Annotated in this window: 17 protein-coding genes; 4 read left to right on the forward strand and 13 right to left on the reverse strand. The window is 47.2% G+C overall.

Annotation, left to right across the window (positions count from 1 at the left end; genetic code table 11):
• Positions 1-113 precede the first annotated feature (113 nt).
• The gene (locus tag MHI37_RS27525; protein WP_076336687.1) at positions 114-869 is read right to left on the reverse strand and encodes a response regulator; all 756 of its coding nucleotides are present in this window, start codon (positions 867-869) and stop codon (positions 114-116) included.
• Positions 866-2,686: a sensor histidine kinase gene (locus tag MHI37_RS27530; RefSeq protein WP_256710505.1), complete on the reverse strand. Its 1,821-nt coding sequence runs from the start codon at positions 2,684-2,686 to the stop codon at positions 866-868. Before MHI37_RS27530 ends, MHI37_RS27525 begins: the two co-directional genes overlap by 4 nt.
• A gap of 187 nt (positions 2,687-2,873) precedes the next feature.
• Here MHI37_RS27530 and MHI37_RS27535 point away from each other — a divergent pair, with 187 nt between their 5' ends.
• From MHI37_RS27535 to MHI37_RS27550, 4 genes are all read left to right on the forward strand, one after another.
• Positions 2,874-4,211: an ABC transporter substrate-binding protein gene (locus tag MHI37_RS27535; protein WP_076336689.1), complete on the forward strand. Its 1,338-nt coding sequence runs from the start codon at positions 2,874-2,876 to the stop codon at positions 4,209-4,211.
• 78 nt (positions 4,212-4,289) lie between these two features.
• A complete protein-coding gene (locus MHI37_RS27540) occupies positions 4,290-5,174 on the forward strand; it encodes a sugar ABC transporter permease (protein WP_076336690.1) in 885 nt (294 codons plus the stop codon).
• 18 nt (positions 5,175-5,192) lie between these two features.
• A complete protein-coding gene (locus MHI37_RS27545) occupies positions 5,193-6,008 on the forward strand; it encodes a carbohydrate ABC transporter permease (protein ID WP_076336691.1) in 816 nt (271 codons plus the stop codon).
• A 12-nt stretch (positions 6,009-6,020) separates the two neighbouring features.
• Positions 6,021-6,863: a sugar phosphate isomerase/epimerase family protein gene (locus tag MHI37_RS27550; protein ID WP_076336692.1), complete on the forward strand. Its 843-nt coding sequence runs from the start codon at positions 6,021-6,023 to the stop codon at positions 6,861-6,863.
• Between the two features lie 147 nt (positions 6,864-7,010).
• Here MHI37_RS27550 and MHI37_RS27555 read toward each other — a convergent pair whose 3' ends face one another.
• The 11 genes from MHI37_RS27555 to MHI37_RS27605 all read right to left on the reverse strand — a co-directional run bounded on the left by MHI37_RS27555 (position 7,011) and on the right by MHI37_RS27605 (position 25,211).
• The gene (locus tag MHI37_RS27555) at positions 7,011-11,378 is read right to left on the reverse strand and encodes a glycoside hydrolase family 2 (protein ID WP_076336693.1); all 4,368 of its coding nucleotides are present in this window, start codon (positions 11,376-11,378) and stop codon (positions 7,011-7,013) included.
• Positions 11,379-11,593: 215 nt separating this feature from the next.
• Entirely contained in the window at positions 11,594-13,735 is a 2,142-nt protein-coding gene (locus tag MHI37_RS27560; RefSeq protein WP_076336694.1) for a DUF5054 domain-containing protein, read from the reverse strand.
• Positions 13,736-13,742: 7 nt separating this feature from the next.
• Complete coding sequence (locus tag MHI37_RS27565; RefSeq protein WP_256710506.1) at positions 13,743-14,579, reverse strand: carbohydrate ABC transporter permease; 837 nt, start codon at positions 14,577-14,579, stop codon at positions 13,743-13,745.
• Positions 14,576-15,469: a sugar ABC transporter permease gene (locus MHI37_RS27570; protein ID WP_076336696.1), complete on the reverse strand. Its 894-nt coding sequence runs from the start codon at positions 15,467-15,469 to the stop codon at positions 14,576-14,578. The genes MHI37_RS27565 and MHI37_RS27570 overlap by 4 nt, the downstream gene beginning before the upstream one ends.
• Positions 15,470-15,543: 74 nt before the next feature.
• Positions 15,544-16,806, reverse strand: a complete 1,263-nt coding sequence (locus MHI37_RS27575; RefSeq protein ID WP_076336697.1) for an extracellular solute-binding protein — start codon at positions 16,804-16,806, stop codon at positions 15,544-15,546.
• 194 nt (positions 16,807-17,000) lie between these two features.
• On the reverse strand, positions 17,001-18,203 hold the full coding sequence (locus tag MHI37_RS27580) for a response regulator (protein WP_076336698.1): 1,203 nt from the start codon (positions 18,201-18,203) through the stop codon (positions 17,001-17,003).
• Complete coding sequence (locus MHI37_RS27585; protein WP_076336699.1) at positions 18,200-20,002, reverse strand: sensor histidine kinase; 1,803 nt, start codon at positions 20,000-20,002, stop codon at positions 18,200-18,202. Before MHI37_RS27585 ends, MHI37_RS27580 begins: the two co-directional genes overlap by 4 nt.
• Before the next feature lie 494 nt (positions 20,003-20,496).
• Positions 20,497-21,627 (reverse strand): glycoside hydrolase family 88 protein, encoded by a 1,131-nt coding sequence (locus MHI37_RS27590; RefSeq protein WP_076336700.1) that lies wholly within the window; start codon positions 21,625-21,627, stop codon positions 20,497-20,499.
• The gene (locus MHI37_RS27595; protein ID WP_076336701.1) at positions 21,627-22,676 is read right to left on the reverse strand and encodes an alpha/beta hydrolase family protein; all 1,050 of its coding nucleotides are present in this window, start codon (positions 22,674-22,676) and stop codon (positions 21,627-21,629) included. Before MHI37_RS27595 ends, MHI37_RS27590 begins: the two co-directional genes overlap by 1 nt.
• 33 nt (positions 22,677-22,709) lie before the next feature.
• Positions 22,710-23,606, reverse strand: coding sequence for a pectinesterase family protein (locus tag MHI37_RS27600; protein WP_076336702.1), 897 nt, complete (start codon positions 23,604-23,606; stop codon positions 22,710-22,712).
• Between the two features lie 33 nt (positions 23,607-23,639).
• Positions 23,640-25,211 carry a glycoside hydrolase family 43 protein gene (locus MHI37_RS27605; protein ID WP_076336703.1) on the reverse strand — a complete coding sequence of 524 codons (1,572 nt, stop codon included), beginning with the start codon at positions 25,209-25,211 and terminating at the stop codon, positions 23,640-23,642.
• Positions 25,212-25,248 lie beyond the last annotated feature (37 nt).

The raw sequence follows: 25,248 nt of genomic DNA on the forward strand, positions 1-25,248 counted from the left end.
TAAGGTTTACTATAGAGGTATTCGATTAAAATCTAAATCCTCTCATCTTTAGGTTTAGTTCGAATTATTAGGAAGTAGAGCATGCTAAGAAGATTAGAGTCACTCGCCAAGGATCAGTCGGATTCCTCCCGGTACGTAATCGCTGTTTTTCCTACCTTTTGTTTGAAAATAAGCATGAAATGCTTCGGGCTCTGAAAGCCGGATAAACGGGCAATTTCATAAATTTTCAATTGTGTCGTAGACAACAAATATTTGGACCGTCCTATTCGCATTTCGGCAATATACTCGGAGAGGTTCATCTTGGTTTCATTCTTGAACAATTGGCAGAGATAGGTCGAATTGAGATGCACATGGTCTGCCAGCACCTGCAGCCTCAAGTCATCTTGAATATGCTCATTGATATATTCCTTTACTTTACGGATCATAGAAGAGCTTTTTTCCCCGCTGACAGCCGTCATACCGGCGGCATCTTGTTCCTTCTCTGTATGGGAGGACTCCCCTCTTCTTAGACGTGCTTTCATTTGCTGAAGGCAGGTAATTAATGCGATCCGGTCGATCGGCTTAAGCAGATAATCATGTACATTGTGACGCAGCGCTTGTTGCGCATATTTGAAATCACTGAAACCGCTTATGATAATGACGGGAATATGCGGATATAATACTTTGGTCCTGCCAGCCAGTGTCAAGCCATCCATCTCCTGCATGCGTATATCGGTAATAATGCAATCCGGCAGCTCACAGCGTAAATACGCCAACGCTTCCTTGCCATTCTTCGCTTGCTTCACAATTTTGAAGTCGGGCATCAGCTCAATCAACTTAACTATTCCATCACGAATAATATCTTCATCTTCTACCAACAGAATGTTCATAGATTCATTTCCCCTCCATCTGCTATAGGAATCGTGAGTGTAAAGGCAGCTCCTTTTCCCTCTCCTCCATCAATATCGATAGCGTAATCCTTGCCGAACATGAGTACCATTCGATCATTAATATTTCTGAGCGCCATGCCCCTGCCCATACCCATGCCGTCGACATGTATGATCGGTATGTAGAGCGAGGATCGCAGCGCTTGAATATCCTCTTCTGACAAGCCTTTTCCATTATCGCTAACGGTTAACAAAATATCCTTCTCGAACAAAACTGCTGAAACCCATACTGTACCGCCTTCTCCATGCTCACCAAGTCCATGATATATCGCATTCTCGACCAATGGCTGAAGCAGCAGCTTCGGAATAGGCATACCGAGTAACTCCTCCTCTACTTCGAAGATCACGTTCAATCGCTCTCCGTACCGGATTTTCTGGATCTTGACATAGGATTGCAGCGATTGCAGCTCCTCCTGCAGTTGCACCATTCGATCATGCTTGTCCACAGAGTAACGGAGCAGGTTCCCGAAGGCGGATACCATATCGGAAACGTCGTATGCTTGATGGCGAATCGCCATCATATTAATAGATTCCAGTGTATTATAGATAAAATGAGGATTAATACGGGAGAGCAATGCGGCTAATTCCGCTTCCTTCTCCTTGAGGCCAATTTTATATACCTCGTTGATCAAATACTCGATTTCTTCAGTCATTCGATTAAACCCTCTTGCCAGTTGACCGAATTCATCATTGGATACGACATTGATAACTAAATTGGTATTAAATTTCCCCTGCTCAACGAGTCGCATTTTATTTTTCAATATTTTTAAAGGCTTGCTCAATTGATTGGAGAAAAAAAGCGCAAGCAAACCCGAAAATACCAAGCAAACGAAAGCGATTACAAAAGTGAAATTGCGTAATGCAATCGATTTGCTGAGCAGCACTTTCAGCGGGATCATGCTTACCACTTTCAAACTCAAAAATTCAGAGTGATTGGTAACAACTAGATAACGCTGACCTTCTATGCTCATTCTCGTATTCATTTCGTGTGCAGGCAAAGTCCTAATAATTTCTTGCGTCACAGATGATGGCATTTCAATATTTTGTTCGTAATAAAGCTCCTGCTGGTCGTTAACGACTAGTAGATGACCAAGTTCTCCTGCTTGATAGTTCGATGTAATTTGCTGAAAAAGCTCGAGCCTTAAATCCAGCTTGATCATGCCCATAAGCTGTGTCGAGCTGGGGTCCCGAATTAACTTGGCAATCGATACATAGACCTCTGGTGTGCTCTCATTTAGATAGTGAGGCTTATGCTGGGGGAGGGTAACCCACTTCCCATCCGCTTGCTTTACTTTTTCGTACCATGGTTCTTTATGGTAATCAATAAATGAACGGACGATGTAGGGATCCATATTCGTGAAAATATACCCATTGTTCGCGATAATCTGTATCCCGCGTATTTCGGGCTTGTAGAAGGTAGAGCCCGCTATGTGACGGAATACCAGATTCTTCTCTTCCGAGGTCGGGGCGATTCCTTCGTATTCAGGCAGAGAATATTTCTCTAACAGCTTGCGGACATCTTCATTATAGAGCGGCAGCAGCGATAGGCTCTGCATCTCCTCTTTTAAAGCCTGCTCTAGACTAATATTGATCTGCCGAATGATTCGAACCACATAATCTATTGTTTTCTGTTCCAATGCATTTGAGAAATCCTTGTAAGTGACATACCCTTGGATGCCAAGAGGAATGGCTATTAATAATAGAAAAACAATGAGCATCTTTATACTCAGATTCATAGATGACCATCGGATACTTCTCAATGTTTCCCTCTCCGTTCTATGATGATATCAACGCTTGTTGAATATAACATATCCGTTAATAATTTAGATCCCTAAACTTAAACGTTCCTAATAATTCGAACTAAACCTTAATGCGAGAGGATTTATATTGAATAATGCAATCACCTATACTTAGGGTATTACAAATCGAAAGGGGAAACGAATACAAATGAAAGCGTGTATCAAACTAATTGGTGTTACGTTAATAGCTGCCAGCTTCATCGCAGGATGCTCGAATGCAGGTCAGAACAACACAAATAAATTGCCTGCTTCCCAAACGAACACAGAAGGTAATGCTGAAGAGAAGATTGAGCTCACCTTCTACTATCCAGTGCAAGTTGGAGGTCCTTTGACAGCAACTATCGAAGGGATGGCCGCAGAATTCACCAAACAGAATCCTAACATCACGGTTAAATCTGTGTATACCGGTAACTACAGCGATACTGCCGTAAAAACACAAGCAGCAGTGCAGGGAGGAACTCCTCCAGATATAGCTGTTCTGCTAGCGAATGAGCTCTATACTTTATTGGATATGGATGCCATCACGCCACTTGATAGTTTCATTGACAAAGATCCTGACGATACCTACGTGAACGATTTCTTCCCTGCATTCATGGCGAACGCACAGACAGATGGCAAGACCTACAGTATTCCTTTCCAAAGAAGTACAGTTCTTCTGTACTATAACAAGGATGCATTCAGAGAAGCCGGCCTTGATCCGAACAAACCACCAACTACCTGGGATGAGCTGGCTGAGATGTCCGTGAAGCTTACCAAACAGGGGCAATGGGGAATTGAGATTCCGGCAACTGCGCCAACGCCTGCAACCTGGCTCTTCCAGACTTTCGCCTTGCAGAACGGTAAAAATGTGATGACAAGCGATGGCAAGCAAGCGATCTACGACACTCCGGAAAATGTAGAAGCCTTGCAATTCTGGCTGGATCTGTCCACAAAATACAAGTCAATGCCTAAAGGTGTTATCGACTGGGCAACGACTCCATCCGATTTCCTTCAAGGAAAAACAGCGATGATGTACCATACCTCAGGAAATTTAACGAATGTGAAGGCAAATTCAACCTTTGATTTCGGTGTTAGCTTCCTGCCTAAGAAGAAGCAGTACGGCTCGCCTACCGGCGGGGGGAACTTGTATATATTCAAAGGAATTCCTGAGAAAAACAAAGAGGCAGCCTGGAAATTCATTAAGTTCCTTACCGAAAGCGAGCGCGCCGCTCAGTGGAGCATCGATACAGGTTATGTAGCCGTCCGCAAATCAGCTTATGAAACAGAAAATATGAAAGCCTATACTACCGATTTCCCAGAAGCGTTGGTCGCTAAAGATCAACTCCAATATGCAGATAGTGAACTCGCTACCCATAATGTAGGCAAAACAGTGAAGGCGCTAAGTGACGCTATTCAGCGGGTAGTAACAGGAAATTCAGATCCCGCTTCAGCATTGAAACAAGCACAAGAAGAAGCTGATAAAGCCTTGGAGCCCTTTAATAAATAACACATTCAAGGGAGTCGTTACTATTGATGATTCCCTTGCATGTTACTACCAGTGATAGAACGCGAGGAGTGAGGATAGGTGCTTAGTGCGAAATTCTGGAGGGACAACAGCTTTGCTTGGCTTTTGCTGCTCCCCTCCTTGGTTTTTCTAATCTTATTTACGTTTTATCCCATAGGCAAGACTGTTATCCTAAGCCTGCAACAATCCGACTTGGCTGCTAGGGAACCCATATTCATCGGTCTTGACAATTATAAATCACTTATTGGCGATTCGATTTTTTGGAAAGTCATGACGAATAATTTCTGGTTTGCTATCGGTACAATCCCCACTTCTATCGCATTGGCTCTAGCTATGGCGGTATTCGCCAATAAAGCGCTGCGGGGTAAAGGCTTTGTCAGAACGGCCTTCTTCTATCCGAATGTCATCCCTATGATTGCTATCGCAAATGTATGGCTATTCATTTATACACCGCAATACGGGCTGTTAAGCCGAGCAATGAAATATGTCGAGAAGGGTGATTTGAATTGGCTGGGCAACCCGGACCTAGTCATGTGGGCTCTTATTGTTATGATCGTATGGCGTGAGGCAGGTTATTTCATGATTTTCTATCTGGCCGGGCTTCAAAACGTATCGCCTGACCTATATGAAGCAGCCGATATCGATGGAGCGAGACCTTGGCTTGTCTTCCGCAAAATCACGTTTCCTCTGCTAATGCCGACAACCTTATTCGTAATGATCGTTGCGCTTACCAATTCATTCAAACTTGTAGACCATTTGTTCATCATGACCAAGGGTGGTCCAGACAATGCAAGCAGCTTGCTTCTCTACTACATTTACGAACAGGCCTTTGCCTTCTGGGATTTGGGCAAGGCATCCACTCTAACCATCGTAATGATTGTGCTGCTGCTGATCATTTCGGCCGTTCAATTTTTCTGGATGGACAAGAAGGTTCATTATGAATAAAGGAGGATGTTCTTCCACATGTCAGCGCGCATTTCTAATCGAATAGTTAATAGCGTTATCTACTCCATTGCTGTTCTCTGGCTAATCCCGCTTATTTGGGTGATTTATATGGCGTTTCGTCCCAAGGAACTTGCGCTTTCTCCTAAATTCACTTTTGATTTTACACTCGCAAACTTCGTGAATGTATGGCAAGGAGCCCCATTCTCTGTTTATTACCTGAATACGATTATAATCGTTCTGGGTGTATTAGCGGTTCAGATTTTCACAGTCACACTAGCTGCTTATGCGTTCGCAAGATTACAATTTTGGGGAAAATCGATATTTTTCACATTATTCCTTATGCAAATCATGATTCCGAACGATGTGTTAATATTCCCTAATTATTCCATTCTGAAGGAGCTATCCTTGCTTGATACGCGAACGGGAATCATGATTCCCTATTTCGCCTCGGCGTTCGGCGTGTTCCTGCTAAGACAATTTTTCAAAACAATTCCAGTCGAGCTTGAGGAGGCCGCCAAAGTAGAAGGCCTCTCCAAATGGGCGATCTTGTGGAAAATTTATTTTCCGCTCGGTAAATCAGCCTATATTTCGTTCGCGCTCGTATCCATTAGTTATCACTGGAACAACTTCCTTTGGCCACTCATTGTTACCAATTCGGTTGAAAAGAGACCTCTTACGGTTGGTTTATCCTTATTCGCCCAATCCTCGGAGACCGGCGCGCAGTGGTCGGAAGTTACAGCAGCAACCTTACTTGTCTCCGCACCATTGTTAATTGGGTTCTTCTTCTTCCAGAAGCAATTTATCAGCAGCTTTATGCAATCAGGAATTAAATAAGGGGGATTTGTTATGGCGGAATTCACGCAATATTCGATATCCACGTTTGCGCTTATCAACCAACCCTTAAAGGAAGCAATCAATCAACTTATTGAAGCAGGTTGGCGATCGATTGAGCTAATGTGTGAAGACGGCCATCGTGAGCTGCTCAGCTGGTCAGCCGAGGAACTTTTGGAGCTTAAGAAGCTCGGCATAAGTAAAGGGATAGCATGGACAATACACGCTCCAATCCATGGCTTAAACCCCGGTGCCGCATCGGAACAGTCGATAGCAGATAGCAAGCAATGCTTGCTCCAAGCTGCGAAAATAGCTGCATACTTGAATTGTAATTATGTCGTTCTCCATTGCGGACAAATTCCACCTGCGGAAGAGAGAGGATGGGACTCCCAAGATGATAGGGAAGCACTCTCACGCTGCACGGCATTTATGAAGGATATTCTTCATCTCTCGGCAAGTGAAGAAGTTAAATTCGCATTGGAAAATGTACCGCCATACCCAAATGTTCTAGGAACTAAGGTTGATTTCATTAATGCGATCGTTGAAGCCGTTAATGATCCGAGACTGAAAATCGTCTTTGATGTGGCGCATGCTCATTTACTTGGTGAGGGAAAATGCTTACATTCACTACAGCAGGTTATCCCTCATCTTATCGGCCTGCATATTAATGATAATCTCGGAGATATTGACAGCCATCTCGCAGTTGGAGATGGAAACATTCCGTTCCCTGCCATCGTAGCTCTTTTGAGAGAACAAGGCTTCAAAGGAAATTGGACGATGGAGACATGCCAGGTTGACTATGCTGAGAAATCCGTTTCAAGGTTGAGAAATTTGGAAAATCTATTGTTGTTTGAGTAGAGATCGTGTACCAGACTATAGCTCCAAGTAAAGGATCGCTTCTTCTAAGCCACTATGGCTATGAAGAAGCGATCCTTTTCAATAGTGATCCATTCTAGCAAACTTAAGTCACTCGGACTGTGCAGCATTCTAAATGTTAATGGTTATTTACAAGGCTGCTGTTAAATCCGCCTGAATCGTATCAAACCAAAGGTCACCCATTTTATCATAACCGCTCGCATTAGGATGCATGCCATCAGCCAAATCTGAAGTTGTCAAAGCATTATAAACGTCTACCGCATGCACTGGCTTCCCTTGATTTGCTTTCCCTTGGACAACGGCTATCAATGCATTATTATAGGTTATAACTTTTGCGTCCAGCGTAGGATCGGATAATGGTGTAATGGTGGCCACATACAGTTTTCCGCCAGATGGCAGCTTGCTGACTATTAAATCTATCACATTGCTCAGTCTATCAGGAGCAGCATCAAGCTCGTAATTCTGCGCAATATCATTGGTGCCTATTTGTAAAAGCACGATTTGCGGCAAGCTCGCGTCCATCCAGCCCATAATATGTTCTGTTATTTGATCTATTCTCCATCCGGTATGGCCTTCATGATTTTTATCCGTTAAGCTAGATGGTCCATTAGAGGATGATCCCACAAAATCTATACCCAATCCGTTATTTACAATGCGATCCCAAAGCTTTATTCGATAACCCCCAGATACGTTATATCCGTCTGTAATTGAATCTCCCAAAGGCATCACTTTTTTTAAGACAACTGCAGAAGGATTGTTAGATACAACAAACTCAATAATTACAAAATGCTGCCAGGTCAAATTAGCGTTATTGATCTTGATCCGCACCCCCTTCTTATTGGTAACCTGGGCAAAGGTCAGCTCTTTTGTTTCTATATTCGTACTGTTCGTCGTGTAGCTAATTGCTCCTGATGAGGCAACGTTAGTCCAGCCTGTGGACCCATCTTCCGATACTTCAACGTCAAAGTTCGTAATGCCCTGTCCCTGGCAATAGCTGCATGAAATCGAAATCCCGTTAAACGATTGTCCAGATGGCCAATTTAGCATGAAGTATTGCGGGGAGCCAGGACTATCTGCGCTGACATAGCCTGTGGCTGTGCTTCCATCAATGGCTTGTGCCGCTTGCTGTCCAGCGACGCCATTGTTGCTTGTTGCGCTTGCCGTCGCCAATGAAGCTAGTGGATCGTTATAGACAGCAAATTCATTAATAACATAATGATTCCAAGCTAGGTTCGCATTGTTGACCTTAATCCGCACGCCTTTCTTATTAGCAACCTGGGCAAAAGTTAGTACTTTCGTTTCTATGTTAGAACCATTCGTTGTGTAGTTAAATACCCCGGATGAAGCAACATTAGTCCAACCTGTGAGTCCATCGGTAGACACTTCAACATCGAAGTCAGTTATACCCTGTCCGATACAAAAGGAGCATGAGATCGCAATCCTGCTAAACGTTTGTCCGAATGCCCAATTCAAGGTGAAATATTGTGGGAAGCCTGGACTATTGGCGCTGACATATCCTGTGGTTGCATTCCCATCGATGGCTTGTGCCGGCTGCTGTAAGGCGACCCCATTATTGCTTGTTGTACTTGGCGTAGCTGTGGATGCCAAATTCGCTTTATATACGGTAGTAAACGAATCATTATTCGTAAGCCTCATGTGTACCGTATTGCTGTATCCGCTGGAAATCGAAATGGTTTTGTAAAGACCGTTGCAGCATGGTGTCATGTCGGTGACCGACCAAAGATTATTGATATTGAAACGGACGTTGTCACCACTTATTGCGGCACGAACAGATCCTGTCCCATCCCCCTCCGCACGAAGACGGTTATTTGACCCAGCCAATACAAGAGATCCATAGATAAAGTTCATTTTAGAGCTTCTGAAATCGGTTGTTCCTTTATTTCCAGGATCGCTCGGACCAAAATCCGCATACGTTTTCTCGTCGAGAGAATATGACCAAGCTGGTTGCACTCCGAAAGTATCAATAAGCCCTGCTGTTTTCGTTTTGGAGGCTGTTCCTTGATTACGGCCAATGTTGTCCGCTGGATATGAGGACCACATTCCTTGGCGCTTCCATGTTAGAGTAGAAGCCGTTCCCGAAACATTGTAGGCAACCCCAACCTCTGTATATATGCTTGGCGGGTTATTCGCAAGTGTATACGTGGTTGCAATATGGCCCTCCCCATCAATTTTCACAACAAATGTGGTTCCTAATGTTCCGCCATAGCTTCCAACAATCGTAATGACAGCTTCATTCCCACTGGTCGTGCTGTTTATTGATGCAAGCCCCCAGGTACCTAACGTAGCATTACCCAGATTCAAATAAGGCCCACCTGTTAATACCGTACTTCCGCCATAGCTACCTGATGAAATCATACCCGTGCTTTTACTAAAAACGACCTCGAAATTGGAACCGGTCACGGAAATCTCTGTCCCGCTGCTTGTAATCGTCGGCGCTGGACCTGTTGGGGCTTGGAATGAATACTCCGGTGTGCCGATACTAAAGTTATATTCGTCTTCAATAATGCCTTGCGGACTAGTAAACCTCAGGTATACGTTCTCCCCGAGTGTCCAGTTGCGGGCTGGAATGGTAATAAATCCGCTTTGATGAGGCGCAATATTAGCAGTGATCGTTCCTGAATTCTCCCCCACGCTATAGTAGATTGTCATCTCGTTCATATTGGTATGATCATGTCGGTTTGTTACTTTGATGTTAAGCGGATTGCCTACTCCCGGGTTCTGTAAAGGCCCTTCTTCTATATGATCCGGACTGTACACTTTTTTCACATTGTAGTATTCTGTCTTCTCTCTTCCCCATGCATCCAGGAGTGTCCCCCAGTTGCTACTGCCGCCATTACTTCCCGGCGTCTCAAAATAGCTGTCTATAGCATTCCATATGCCTCCGCCAAGAATGCCAGGTCCATTGTATATGCTTTCCCACGAGCTCTTTAGATATTGGCCGTACCAATCCCGTAATCCAGGATCGAATCCGAGGTTGACGCCGCCCGAAAAACCATGTGCGTATTCATCCACTATTTCTGGCTGAACGGGATTGTTGAAGCTGCTTCCATAATGCGAGCTGTATATCGAAGTTCCAACCGCATTATATCCCCAGCTGAACTTGTTGGGCCGGGTCGGATCTTCCAGTTTTACGTAATCAAGCATCTTCTGCATATTGGTTCCCCATGAGCTTTCGTTGCCAATGGACCAATATAGAATACTAGGATGAGTTTTATCGGCTTCGATATTCTCAGATAATTGATCCATATATTCCGCTGTTCTTGTTGTATCATTTTGTGTAGGGGCATTCGGATCGGAATTGATAAAGGTCACGGATGTCTCATATTCAACGTATAAACCCAGCTGATCCGCCAAATCCAATACATACCCGGGCGGCGCCATATGAGCGGTCCGAATGAAATTAACATTGGCAGCCTTCAGCTTGGTTAGGTTATGGAGGTGCTCAGCATCGGAGGCGATCAATCCTTTGGTGGCAGATCCGAATAAATAGTTGACGCCGCGCAATTTGACAGGTTTGCCGTTCACCAGAAGCTGGTTTCCGCTTACGACAATTTCACGAAAACCAATTTTTTTGGTCACGGTCTCTACAGTTGCTCCATCTACCACGTAAGTAGCTGTTAGTGTATATAAATTCGGATGCTCTGCATCCCATTTGAGAGGAGAAGTTACCGGAATCGAGACGCTTCCTTCCGGTGTAGTTGCGTTTACGTTAATCGTACTCGGACTAATGGCTACGGTATTACCAGATGGATCCTTCAGGTTTAAGTTAACGTTCGCATTAGTCCCCCCGTTAAAAACAATGCCGCTTTCAACATTTAAGGTTGCATGGTTATAGGAGACATCGAAATCCGTTGTTGCATGCAGCCTTTTTGCATAATTTAGCGGTGCTGCATATAATTTCAGATCACGCGGAATTCCCCTTACATGCCTTAACTCAATCATATCCGTTTCAGCAGTTACACCTATCGTAATCCATGCCGTTGAACCCGGTGTTACGTAATCCGTAATATCCGCATCCCATTGTGAGAAAGCCCCGCGATGGGTTTTGACCAAATTACCGTTTACCCAAACTCGTGCATAATTGAAAGCAGATTCAAAACGAATAAATACTTTCTTGCCAGTGAAATCGGATGGAATAGTGATCTGCTTCTTAAAAGGAAACTCAATGTCTTTATCCGTCGTGCAAGGATAACTGCAAAAGCTCAATAAATCTTGCACCAGCAAATCACTTGGAATCTGAACATCGTTCCAAGCAGCAGGATTGGTCGTATTAAGCCAAAAATTAGCCGGCGGCGTTTTCGTCCATTTCCATGTCCCATTTAGGCTTATCTCCGGATTGGCTACGCCTGTTACCGTGCTTGGTATAGGCGGTACGATCGGGCGCGGCCACACCGTGTTTGCTTGAACTGAACCTGTCTTTATGATTATGACTGCTAATAAAGCAACAAACATAAACATCATTGCTATTTTTTTCATTACATTCCCTCCTCATCGATCTTACAAATATCTATGTAAACGCAGGAGCGCGGTGATCACCCAAGAATGTAAGCACTTACAATAATCTAAAAATTCAAGATTCCAGCATCCAATTCGAATCGATTGACTGGAATCTCGTGTTCATCTTATCCAACGTACTTGTCTAATAATCGTCCAAGCCTCCTGGTCTTGGATTCCTCCTGCATCATACTGTTTCATGAACCGTCTGCATTGAAATCAAGCTTAAAGCGGAATGAGGCATCATCTCCATACCACATTGGGAAATTAGTTCCCCATACATTGTTATGCAGGTTGAAATGCATGCCGCCGTCAAGAGGAACAAAGACGTTATCGAAGCGCAGCAGCCGTCTTGCTCCCGGTGCAACAAGCGCCGCGTCAAGCGTATCGATGGCTAGCGATCCGTCCGCCCCCTGATAGGTTATTCCCCGATTCACCGCATGAAGATAGCGATTGCCGTCCTTAACAACGTCTAGCGGATTGACCAGCTGGCCCATCTTATCTAATCGCCATCTGCTCGCGTTGTCCAATCTCGGAACAAAAGACAGCCAAGAAGCCTCAGGCAGACGATTCGCATCCTTATTGCTCCACGAAAGAACGAGATTAATCGTCGGTTTGTGCTTGTCGAAACGGTATTCCAATTGTATTGTGCGCGGTGCTCCAAAGCATTCCGTCGCTTCTTCGGGCATGGCGAGAACAACGTAGACAACATCCTCAACGTTTAATGAATGATAGCGTATGTTTACAACTTCACCGATATAAATCAGATTGGACGGCCGTGGGTCGAGAAGCTCGATTCCCGGCTTTCCAAAGTCAGCGTCCGCCCAAGGATGGGTAACCACCAGATTCTCAGAATAGGAGGCGAACCAATGCTCATAATTGGCTGGGCCGAACGTCTCATATGCATAAAGCCCGATCGGATAATCTTGGTCAGCCCATCGCTTTCCTCCTTTGTCTTTGAGGTGACGGATCGAACCATCTAACCCGAAAGCAATCTCGAAGACACCAAGCTTGTAATTTGTGTTTGCCGCCAGCCACTGTGCATCTGAAGGTATTTGAGTCGTGTACGATAGAGATTTCAACGAGAAAAGCGCCTCTTCTCTCTTCGGCTCGCTTAATGCTTCTATCGCGCCATTTACGTAGTTTCTTTGTTCGTCCCATGACGATGCGAACCGGGAATATGATCGGGCTGAAGCTTCCTCCTGAAAGAGACCCTCTGACAATCGATCCGCTTCATCCATTGCGAAAGCTCCAATATAACTATATTTAGCAGGTACGGCGTTTTCCGCAATCAGGTCTACCTCCCTTGCGCTTTGGAAGTCAGATTTCGAATAGTTGCGAAAATCACACAAGTGCTTTTTCTCGTCCATCCCCCAGGTATGCTCGGGAACGAGTAGCAGCGACTCGCAGAAAGACTTGTATTCCTCCGATTCTTCACTCCACTTTCCCTCTTGGAGCCACTTGTCCTTCAAGCGCAGCAGCTCACGGTAACGCGAAACTTTAAAAGGATCAGTTCCCGCTCCATGAATCCACGTATCCCCGATTTCCTCGCAAACGATGGGGAGCTGCTCTCTATGCGGCAGTAGCTTCTCCGCGAAGGCATCGAGAGTCGATGCCTTGATCTCTGCGTTCGGGTACTTGGCCGCAAGTGCCGCGAACTGCCGAACGATTTCCTCTGCGGATGGAGGCCCGCAATTGTCTCCGGTATGCGCGAAGACGAGGACATCATTCATTCCTTCTAAGACAAGGTCTTCTCCATAATTGGAAGCATAATTGACGATGAGTTCAGAGCCATCCTGTTCGTTCATCCAGCGAAATAATTTCGGAACAGACGGCACCTTAGACGCCGGGTTTACTCCAAGATGCAAATAGCGAAGACCCGCTTGCGCCATTAGAGGAACCATCGCGATCGTATGTCCGGGAACGTCAGTCATCTTGGCTGCGATCGTCTTTTTCCCGAAGCTGGCGTCCATTGTGGACGATAAGGAAAGTCCGTATCGGAATAAGGAGGCATCCATCAATTCGGTATGCGTCGTGAATGGAAGGCCGTGCCATGCAATATGCCCGGCTTCGATAGCTTTCCTAAGTCTCTCGGCTTCCTCGGATGTACCATAACGCAATACATAGTGAATCAGCCACGAGCCTGTCGTCCAGATAAAGCGCTCAGCCCCATTGCGTTCCGCGAGCTTCTCTGCAAGCGCAATCGCTTTGGGAATAAAATCGCATCTGTATCTCTCAATGACACGTGCAGCCAGGTCCGTAAAGCCAATATCTAGATGCGTCTTGAACACAACATGTACGGTTTCTATTCGGTCATTAGCATCATTTGATATCGACATATGCTTCTCACCCTTTCACAGCTCCGGTGACGATACCGCTAATAATAAATCTTTGCATGAAAACGTAAAACAACAAGAGCGGCGCAATGCCCAGCACCATCATTGGGAAGAATGCCGTCCAGTCAACCGCGAATTTACCGATATTGCGATACACCTCTAGTAAAATCACGCCCTTCTCTCGGCTCTGAAGGAACAATAATGGCGTAAAAAAATCGTTCCAGGTCGTAAGTGTGTTCAGAATGGCAACCGTAGCGATTACCGGGAGCAGCAGCGGCAACGTAATCCGGAAGAACGTTCCTGCGACACCGCAGCCGTCGATCGACGCAGACTCCTCCAATTCGATAGGCACCGTATTCATAAAGTTCTTAATCAAGAAAATATTAAAAGAGATAAGTGTAAAAATATAAATGAAAATGACGGATAATGGATTATCGATTAATCCAAGATTGCGAATAAGACGGAACAAAGGAATCGTCGCTACCTGGAAGGGGATCGTAACACCTATGAGAATAAAATAAAAAGTTAAGTTATTTAGCCGTGTCTGTCTACGAGCGAACGAGTAGGCTGCAAGCGATGCAAAGAGTAGAACGCCGAGCACCGAGCTGACCGTTATGAACAGGTTGTTCAAGAAGACGCGGGGATAGTTCATTGCCTTCCATGCATCCGCATACCCTGAGAATTTCCAATCAGCGGGGAGCCACAATGGATGCAGAGTAGCCTCGCTTGAGCTCTTGAACGTCGTAATCAACAAGTAGTAGATGGGAATAACCATGCCGATTGCCAGTATAACCAAGAGGGCTTCCAGAATGAAGTCCGTTTTTTTATAGGAGTCCAATGTCTTCAAAATAATTTCGCCTCCCATTTATTAAGTACTTTTAACTGTACAAAGGCGACAATCATGATCATGAATGAGAAGACTACTGCGAATGCAGAACCATATCCGAACTGAGACTCGGTAATCCCCTTGTTGATAAGGGTCATGACGATAGTTTCCGTAGAATGTCCCGGACCGCCACCCGTCATGGAAAATATGACGTCGAATACCTTCAGGCCGCCAATCATGGCCATTACCGTATTGAAGCTAATCGACGGCAGTAATAGAGGAAGCGTAATCTTGCTGAATACCGTCCAAGCTTTCGCGCCGTCGATGGATGCAGCTTCATAGTAGTCCTTGGAAATACCCTGCAAATTGGCCAGATAAATGATCATTGCATAACCCGTCCATTGCCATACCTGAGTAAGCAGAATTGAATATAAAGCGAGCTTCGGATTGCCGAGCCAATTGACATTGTTCAAACCAATCGCACGCAATCCCTGATTGATCAATCCGTAATCAGAAGAACTCATCAGATAGGACCATAGGAAGCCCACCACTAGCGGACTTAGCACCGCAGGGGCGAAGAAGACAAGTCGGAGCCCATTGCGGCTCTTCAAAGGTCGATTCAGTGCTATCGCAAGCGGGATGGCAAGTGCATTCTGAAGCAAGGTCATAAGCAAAGCGTAGATGACCGTATTCTTAATGCCTATAATCACGGTGTCGTCCTTGAACAACCTGATATAATTGTCAATCCCGATCCATTTCATATTTGGATGGTACATGGAATAATTCGTGAAGCTGTAAATAGCCGTTTGAATAAGCGGATAGATATAGAAAATTAAGTAGCCGATCAAAGCCGGCAGGACGAATAACTGGAACACGACATTGCGTCTAAAATTCCATTTCGTTGTGTTCATGCTTTATCCCACTCCTATCCCAATAAAAAGATGCGGCGACTGTTTATATCGCCGCATCCTCCTATCTAGTATCTTTATTTCATCGAATCTCTAATTTCCTGTGCCTTTTTGTCCGTATTCTTAAGCACCTCTTCGATGCTCGTTCCACCAGCGAGGTGATCCTGTAGTTGTTTTCCAAGCTCCAAGATAAGGTCGGCTCCAGAAAGCATCCCCCAGTTGGCCCAAGGTGCGTATACATTCCCCTCGTCGAATGCCGATTTCGAATCCGAATATTGTTCTGGAAGCTCACTGTTGTCGGCCCCCTTCAGGAAAGAAGTACCGAAGCTGTCTTTAATCAGTGCCGCTTGCGCTTCAGGCGTAGAGGTGAAATCCAGCACCTTGAGCGCCGCGTCCTTGTTCTTAGCGTTCTTGTTAAGCGCCCAAGCGCTGCCTGGACCTCCGACCAACCAACCGCTACCTTCCGCGGTTCCTGGAATCGGGAACATGCCTAGTTTCAGATCCGGGTTCTTTTGGATCATCGTATCGTATGCCCAAGGACCACTCTCCCACATCGCCGCTTTGCCAGTGGCGAACTCGTCGAGTGCCTGATCGTATTCCACGCCAAGCATATCGGGAGTTAGATTCTTCTTCGCAATGGTCTCGTCCCATTTCGTAAACGCCGGCAACCATGCTTCCGACAAAGTCACTTCACCCTTGCCGAACTTCTCATCGAAGTCCTTGTTCTCTGGTTTCGAATAGAAGTCGTTAAGAGCGACGCCCATCGCTTGTTTATCCATCGGTTCCCAAGATTTGGCGCCCATTGCTTGTGGCTTTACACCGACTGCCCGCAGCTTATCGTGTAGATCCATCCACTCGTCGAACGATTTAGGCGGCGTCAGGTTATGCTGCGTGAATATATCTTTGTTGTACCAAATGCCTTCGAACCACGATTGCAATGGAATTGCATACACTTTACCATTTATCGTAGACGACTTGAGTCCCGTTTCGTAATACTTGGAAACGAAAGGCTGGCTCGTAAGATCCTCCAAGTAGCCTGCCGCGATCCAGCGAGCGTCAGCTCCTTCGATAATATCCGGACCTTCGCCACTAGCCAGGTACGTCGTCACTACGTTCGTGAATTGCTTGTTGTCGACGAATTGATACTGAATGTCGTAATTCGGGAATTGCTGGCGGAGCAATTCGAGGTAGGTCTTACGCACCTCTTCTTTGTTAAAACCAATAATCTTGACCGTTGCCTTCTCGGTGTTGTCATTTGCAGAAGGACTGGTCGGTTCGGTGTTATCGCCGGCCTTGTTGCCTTCATTGCCTCCGCAAGCAGATAAAATAGCTGTAAACAAAAATAATAATGCGATGACCCCTGCTAATGATTTCTTCAGTTGAAACCCCTCCTCATTTTATGTTTCGAAAACGCGGCAACTTGTTTGCGCTTTCATTATTCGCTTACAATTCTGATTATAGTCTTGTATGCAGGTAGGGGCTGACGCACTATTCTCCACTTTATAATCCAATATTACTTTGTTCCTATCTGCCATCACACTTTTCTTCCGTGCTGCAGCCGGTACTCTTGAGGTCCGATTCCAACCCACTTCTTAAACGTCTTCGTAAAATAGCTCGGATTCTCGTAGCCGATTTCTAGAGCGATCTCATAGTTTTTCAGATGGGTTGATACCAGCAGCTCCTTAGCACGCTCCGTCCTATACTCGCTCAGGAAATCCCAAACATTTTTACCGGTTTCCTTCTTAAATAACGTGCTAAAATAGTTCTTGCTAACGTTAACCTTCTCGCAAATTTGTTCCAATGATAGATCCGTATTGAAATGATCCATCATGTATTGCTTGGCTTGTTGAATAAGCGGATTTTGATCGCCACGTTCCAAATAGGAAAAGATTGGCCCTGTTTGCTCCGTGGTTCTCTTTTTAATGGCGGCTAGCGCTTCATGATACGCTGGGGGCATCTCCTGCAGATCATCTCTCTCACCACTGATTCCTACAACGATGATTAGACCGGTATTTATCAAAGCCTCTTCGGCAGCTTGTCTGATTTGTTCATCCGTTGCTTTGCTCGAAACGACGGCTACCCATTCTCCAGGATGATGCTCGAATAGCAATTCTTTGACGAGAAATGCGCCAAGCGATTTGCTAAAGGATGCTTTCAAGCTGTCAGACAAATCCGAGGCATTTTGTTCCCAGCGTATGTGACCGCTATATGTGACGTTCTCCGCTTGAATAACAGTTAACCGAAACCTACCCGCAATCATTTCGTTCCCGTGTTGAATCAGTAATGGAACGTATAAGCGATCGCGCATCTCCCTCTCCTGCGCAATCCGCAGAAGTTTAGTTTGCTCCTTCTCTCGTTCTATTTGCTCCAACCATTGTTGTCTGATACGCATAACAAGAGTCAACAAAACAGCCTCGTCAAGCGGCTTTAACAAGTAATCCTTGGCGCCTTGACGAATTGCTTCCTGGGCCAGTTCAAATTCGGCATATGCGCTAATGATGACGATATGCAGATCTGGCTTTATACGGAGCGCCTGCCGGATGAGCTCCATTCCGTCCATGTTTGGCATTCGTATATCCGTTAGAAGCAAGTCGGGCATCTTGTTCTTTATAAGCGCTAGCGCCTCCAAACCATCCATGGCCAGCCCAGCAATCTCGATTCCGATGGAACGCCAATCGATGACATGCTCCATTAATTGCAAACTCAAAACCTCGTCGTCCGCTAATATCATTTTCATATTGATTCCTCCAAACAAGGGAGTTGAATTTTCATGCAGGTTCCTCGGCCCAAAGCAGTATCGAAAAAAATTCCATAGCCTTCGCCATATTTCATCCGAATGCGGTGATGGACGTTGATCAAGCCAACACCTCCGACACTATCTGGGTTCGATATTGCTCTCGTTTCTAGTTTGCTTCGCAGATTCGCTGCTTCTTCAGGGTACATTCCTTTTCCATTATCACTAATGCTTATCAGCACTCCCGCCTCCGTGTTTTCCACCCGAACCGAAATTCCCCCCTTCATACCGCCTTCGAAGCCATGTAGGATGGCATTCTCAATAACGGGCTGCAAAATAAGCTTGGGCATCCTCGTACCCTCTAAGCCATTCTCGCAATAAACCTCGTAAAAGAATTGATTGGGATAACGATATTGCTGAATTTTCATATACGTTTCCGAATGCTGCAGCTCCTGTTCTACCGTAACGGACTCCTGCACGTTATTGATCGCATATCTAAGCATCCCGCCAATCAAAGTTACCATGGTACTGATGTCAGCGGTTCGGCCGGTTACAGCCAAAGCCTTAACGGATTGTAGCGTGTTATACAAAAAATGAGGGTTAATTTGACTCTGCAATGCCTGCAGCTCCATTACTTTTCCGTGAATTTGATAAGCATAAATATCCCGGGTCAAGCTCTGAATGTTTTCGATCATCGAATCCATGCGCAGCGTTACTTTATGCATCTCATCCGAGCTGTCGTCCAGCAAGTGCACATCCGGATCTCCTCTCTCGATACGCTGCATCTTTCTCATGAGAGTGGCAAATGGACGCGTAATTTGCGCCGAAAGAACATAAGAAGCGAATGCTACGAGCAGGATCGAAGCCGCTAATCCCCATATAATGTAGGTCCCGATGTTCTGCATATGACTCTGTACTTCCCGCATGGGAATAAATGCGGCAATTTTCCAACCAGTCACTTTAGATGTTGTATATACTACTTTGTAGGATTCTGAATTGTCGTTTAGAATAAAATCGCCGGATGGCTGTAATATCTTTTCTTTAAGCAAACGCGGGATGGATTCAATGCGGTGATCCGTATGCGGAAGATAGATAGGTGCTCCATTCTCGTCTAAAATAATTAAGAATCCCGATTTCTCCAACCGAGTCTCTTTAGCTACGGCTTCGATTTCGCTAACGTTTAAATTGAGAAGCAGCGTGGCACGCGTATTAGGCACGGAGCGGTTGAAGTCGTAAATTGGCGCTACCGCTGAAATGATAAGCTCGGAATCGTCTTCATTGCTGTAATAATTTTGGACATGCATACCCAGAAATTTGACTTTAAAAAACGGATAAGGCGCGTCTCCCATCCAAGCCTGTTCGTAAAATCGGTAATCCTTACTTACCACCGGCCCCGTCTGATCATAAACGATGCCGTTCCTATCAATGACAATTAAATCTTTAATTTTTGTATTGAATTTCTGCATATCCGTAAGATACGCTTCCACCTGCCGTTGGTATACGAGCAGCTTGCTATAATCGGTGCGATTTACCTGCAGCATGGCGTCAGCCAACAGGGAGTTGCTGGCGCTCATCTGCAGCAGAGTAACGATTTGCGAGAAAAAAGAATCAATATTCCCCTTCTTTTCCTCGACTATTTTCTCTGAATAATGACCGATCTCGCTCATCAGCGTGTTGGAAATATAACGATAGCCAGCAAAGCCTACTAAAAGAATTACAATTGCGAAAATGAGGCTAAAATAAACCATGATGCGGCTACGAATAGTCCGAAGTTGGAAACGGAACGGGATTAGATTTATCACGTAAGACCTCATTTCAGGTGGTTTTTTGAAACCGTTTACTATTAATCTTATTATAAGGCATTGTGTCGAATCCTTATCATCCGATATTCCGAAGTTCTAATCCAATATTACTGTTGAAGGAATGATCTTGTATTCGAGGGGGTTAACTAACTCAAACTTCGCAGCTTGAAATTTGTCGATTCCTTCTGTGATCCCATTGATTGTAGCATGATCTTCAAATCTGGCGAGCAGTTCCACCGTTTCTACGCACGGGTGCTTGATTCGTCTTCCGCAAGAGATTTGGCTGGACGAATTCCACTCAAAAGAGTGGCAACGAACGGATGAAGGGTCTGTTCCAAAAGTGCTCGCACGACATGGGAATATCCCGATTTATACACGAAAGAACCCCTAATTCCACTGTAAAGGGAAGGTAGAGGTCCTTTTGTTCGAAAGTATTTGGTTCTAAGCAGAGCTCAAATAATTACATATGGACTTTTGGGATAATAGAGCAGGCGTTATGAATGAATGATTTGTTCCACTTCAAGCGCCGCGAGCAGCAGCGGGCCTACACCCATATAATGATCGGAGACGATCTCTTCGGAAATATAGTAATCGAACGAGCCGTTGCGATCCTTGCTGAGTCCCGCGCCATTGCAAATCCGATGAAGATGTACGCCTTGCTTATCCTCCGTAACCAGCTTTCCGATAATACCCTCGTAGCCCTTCAGCATAGCAGGCTGGAAGACCTGACTGAGATAGCCGAGCCGCAGCCCCTTGGCCATCGCATAGACAAACATGATCGAACCGCTCGCCTCCAAATAATTGCCCTTCCTGTCGCCTTGATCGAGCACTTGATACCATAGTCCGCTGGACGAATCCTGTACGCGCACAAGCGCATGGCACATGCGCTCAAACAGGCCGATTATGGTGCCGCGCTGCCGATGCGCAACTGGGAAATGCTCCAGGGAATCGACGAGCGCCATAGCGTACCAGCCCATCGCCCGGCTCCAGAAGTTCGGCGACAAGCCGGTAAGCGAGTCCGCCCAATCCTGCTCGCCCGACTCGTCCCAGCCGTGATAGAGAAGGCCGCTTCGCTTGTCACGAGTTCTTCGTTCAATGAGTATCAACTGATGGGCCGTCTCGTCGAGCAGTTCCGGACGATTGAATACAGCGGCATACTCCGCTAGGAACGGCGATGCCATATAAAGTCCGTCCAGCCACATTTGGAACGGATACACCTTCTTGTGCCAGAAGCCGCCCTCCGAGGTGCGGGGCTGGCTCATAAGCTGCGTCGCAAGCATATGCGCAGCATTGGCATAACGAGTGTCGCCGGTGCCCGCATACTGCAAGAACAAGCTTTTTCCCTGATTGATTTGGTCGAGATTATATTCCTCCAGCATATACGTGCGGATCGTTCCATCCTCCACAACAAAGTGGTCCATATGGCGCTGCATAAAGGAATAATAGCGGTTATCGTTCAGTTGATTCCCCGCACGCGCCATCGCCATGAGCAGCATGCCCGGCACGTAAGCCCATCGTTCCAGCGTATAGTCATGGAAGCCGTCTTCCCGGCACTGGCCTAGAATCGTATCAGCGATCTTACGCGACCAGCCTTTCAATTGAATGTGCTTCTGTTCAGTCGTCATTATGTCTCTCCTCCAATGGTTCCGGTTGGATCCGCAGTCAACTGGCTGCGCAGCCATGCAAATGCCGGCGCCCCGTTAATTTCATGTCCGCCTTGAAAATAATCGCAAAGCACGGCATTTGGTGCTCCTGCCGCCGCGTACAGGCTTTGCAGCTCGCCGAACGCCTTCACCGCCGACTCGCGCGGGAACACTCGGTCCATCTCTCCCGATTCTAAAAACAAACCTCTTGGCACGATCAAGCCCAGCAGCTCGGGCAACTCCGCCTCCTGCAAAATCCCCGGAATGTAATTGTCCAGGCAATGATTGCGGGCCAATATGCTGTCTTCGAACAGATTGGCATATCCGCTGACGACCGCACATCTTATTCTCGCATCCAGCGCCGCTGTAAAGCCTGCGACAAGTCCACCGCCGGAGATGCCCATGATCGCGATCCGGTCTGCGTCCACGCCTGCCCGGCTTTCCAAATAATCGACGACTCTCGACGTTTCGCGGACTCGAAGGCCGGGGAGAGTCCGGCCGGTCATAAGGAGATGGGCGGCAAGCCGGAAACAAGAGCTCCTGCCCGGGCCTTCCCCTTTGTCCTCAGCGAGTCTCCGACCGCCGAAGCCGATCAACTCAGGCGCGGCAACGACGTAGCCTTCCCGTACAAGCGAGACGGCAAAATTCTTATGGAGCCCGGGATTGCCTACGCGCTCCGAGCCGTCCGGCTCCAGCCCGACAATCTCCCGGTTCCCGTAGCCATGACCGTGCAGAGCGATGACCGCAGGCACGGGATCAGCAGCCTGCTGTTCCGGAACGAGAATGTACATCGACATGCACAGCCCTTCCACTGTCGCGATTTCGATATGCTCGCGCACGTAGCCTTCGCATTCTGTTATTTCAAGCAGGCGCGTTTGGAGCTCCCCGTCGGCGGGGAATTCACCAATCAGCCGACTGAAAGCCGCAGAAAGCTCTTGTCTTCTCTCCTCGCTGCCGGGCACCGGGCCGGCTGTCCTACTCATCGCAGCCTGCTCTATCAGCGTATTTAAATAATGTTCAACGTCCATCATTATCGCCTTCTCCCATCCGGCTCCAACAAAACATTAATTCCCTTCCGGATGCCAGCCACCGAAAATACGAATAATCCGATAGTTCGCCACCTCTTCCGATGTCAGCTGTCGCGACCAGGATATGCGCTTGTCGGCTGCCGCTCCATCTCCCGTGCTGGCGTACTCCTCATAACGGCTCGTCGTCTCGCGATCCCGCTGTCCCCAGTTATGCCAGCCCTCCGCCGCAATCGATCCGTCGATCGATGTGCGGATGAATGCCACATGAGCGTATGGCCGCCAAGGCCTGCCCAAATAAACGTCCCGCACCCCTTCGCCGCCCGTAATGGTACAATCGAGGAACACGTAACCAAAAGCTTCGCCATGCGGCGTAGACGCAGCCGTTATATAACCTCTTGAACGCTTATTATGCAGCTGGCATCGATCGAATACCGCCGTGGCCGCCCCGAATATATAGTCCACATCGCCTTCGATGTAGCATTCGTTATAGTATTGCTTGCCCTTGCCCGTATACAGCGTATCCTGATCTCCCAGCAGCCTGACGCGGCGGAATACCACATGGCCGGCGTCAACGAAGGCAGCCACCGCTTGGCCCGTCCCCGGTCCGGAGGCGTTACGGATCGTGATGTTTTCCACTGTGAACCTTTCTGCGAGCACGTTCAGCGTACCCGTACGGAACGTCCCTAGCGGCTCGCCGTCGGCACCCAGCGTATGGGCGTTATCCGACCAAGTCAATATCGTTCGCTCTTGGTCTTCACCAAGAAGCAGAATAGGTGGAGCGGATGCAGGAATCGTTATCTTCTCCTCGTAAATGCCAGGCTTGATGCGGATCGTGACCGCTGCATCGCTTCCCTCCGGAACGGCATCGATCGCCTCCTGTAAACGGCTGTAGTCTGCTCTCTCCTTTTCGTCTATAGATACGGTAATCACCATGGCTGCACTCCTTCCTGAGCAGAGATACGTTTCCTAATCATAGTCAAGCGGTTCATAGCTGAACCAATCAAAGTCCGCGTAATGGACGCGTCCTTCCTCGGCTCCAGCCGCATACATCCCCATATACGCGCCGGTGAATCCTCCGGCCTTATCGGTGCTTAGTACGGTGCCGTCAGCATCCTCGCAAAGCGGCTGCCATTGCTCCGACTCGACCGGGCGCCAGTAGAAGCCGTATCGCTGACCGCGCGCCTCCACTCTTAAGAAGAGGCTCTCCCAGCTGTACGCGCTCGCCCCGAGTACACTTTCTTCCCCGTCCCTTCGCTGCGTAAGACGGATTTCCGTTACGCCGTCGAAGTTTCCGTATTCCACACGGAATTGGAAATCCGCGTTCTGAAGCAGCGCGATTCCCGCCGTGTCACCCGCTTCCTGCGGGGCAAAGCACAACGACGTCTCGGCGCGGAAGCTCATATGCTGCTGCCGCCGTCCCACAAAAGACGGATTGTCGACGGAGGCCATGGACACCGGCTTCAGTGCCAGTCGCAAGAAACCGACATGCTCACTCAAGCTCCAGAACTCGTCGCGTGGCGTGCGAATAAAGTTCCAAATCGGCGACAGTTCCGGCGCATCGAAGTCGTCTCGCGAAGGAAGCTTCGGCCATGCAGTCTCCGGCAAGTCCGGTGCTTCGGCTACCTGCTCTACCATTCCTTTTCCCGGACTGACGACCGGCCACTCGCGCTCCCAAATAACGGGAACAAGGAATGTCTCGCGCCCTAGGTTTCGATAATAGCCGCCGTACGGACGCGAAGCGAGACATAGCATCCACCAGTCGCCCTTCTGCGTCTCGATCAGCTCGCCATGGCCGACGTTCACGATCGGATAACTCCGTCCCAAATGCCGGTGAGTTAAAATCGGATTGCCTTTGTAGCCCTCGTACGGGCCTCCCGGCAACTCGCTGCGCGCAATCGTAATGGCATGGGTATGGCCCGTGCCGCCCTCCGCGATCAATAGATAATACCAACTGCCGATTTTGTACAAATGCGGCCCTTCTTGGGCATGTCCAACCTTGAGCGCTCCCTGCCAAATGCTCGTCTTCGGCCCGACGAGACGTCCGCTCGCCAAATCCAGCTCCTGCAGCCAAATGTCCATATGCTTCGGATACAGCTGACCTTCCGGAGGAACCCTGTTGCCGGTATAATACACTTTGCCGTCTTCGTCAAAGAAGAGCGACGGATCAATTCCTGGCGCGTCATCCAGCCATACCGGATCGGACCAATTGCCCGCTGGATCGGTTGCCGTAACGTAAAAGTTATGGCACTCCTTCTCATTATCGACGAAAGTCGTGATCATATAATAAATGCCGTTATGATAGCGAATCGTAGGTGCCCATATGCCTCTTGAGGGTTGAATACCGTCCAGATTGAGCTGGGACGGACGGTCAAGCACATGGCCAAGCTGGCGCCAATTCACAAGATCCTTACTGTGGAATATCGGCACCCCCGGAAAAAACTCGAAGCTGGACGTTACCAGATAATAGTCCTCGCCGACTCGTATGGCGGATGGATCTGGATAAAAGCCCGACAAAATCGGATTTTGAAACTTGCGCATGTCTCTGCCTCCCTGTACGGTATGAAATGTAAGCATT

It is taken from the genome of Paenibacillus sp. FSL H8-0548 (genome assembly GCF_038630985.1).
GTDB lineage: Bacteria > Bacillota > Bacilli > Paenibacillales > Paenibacillaceae > Pristimantibacillus.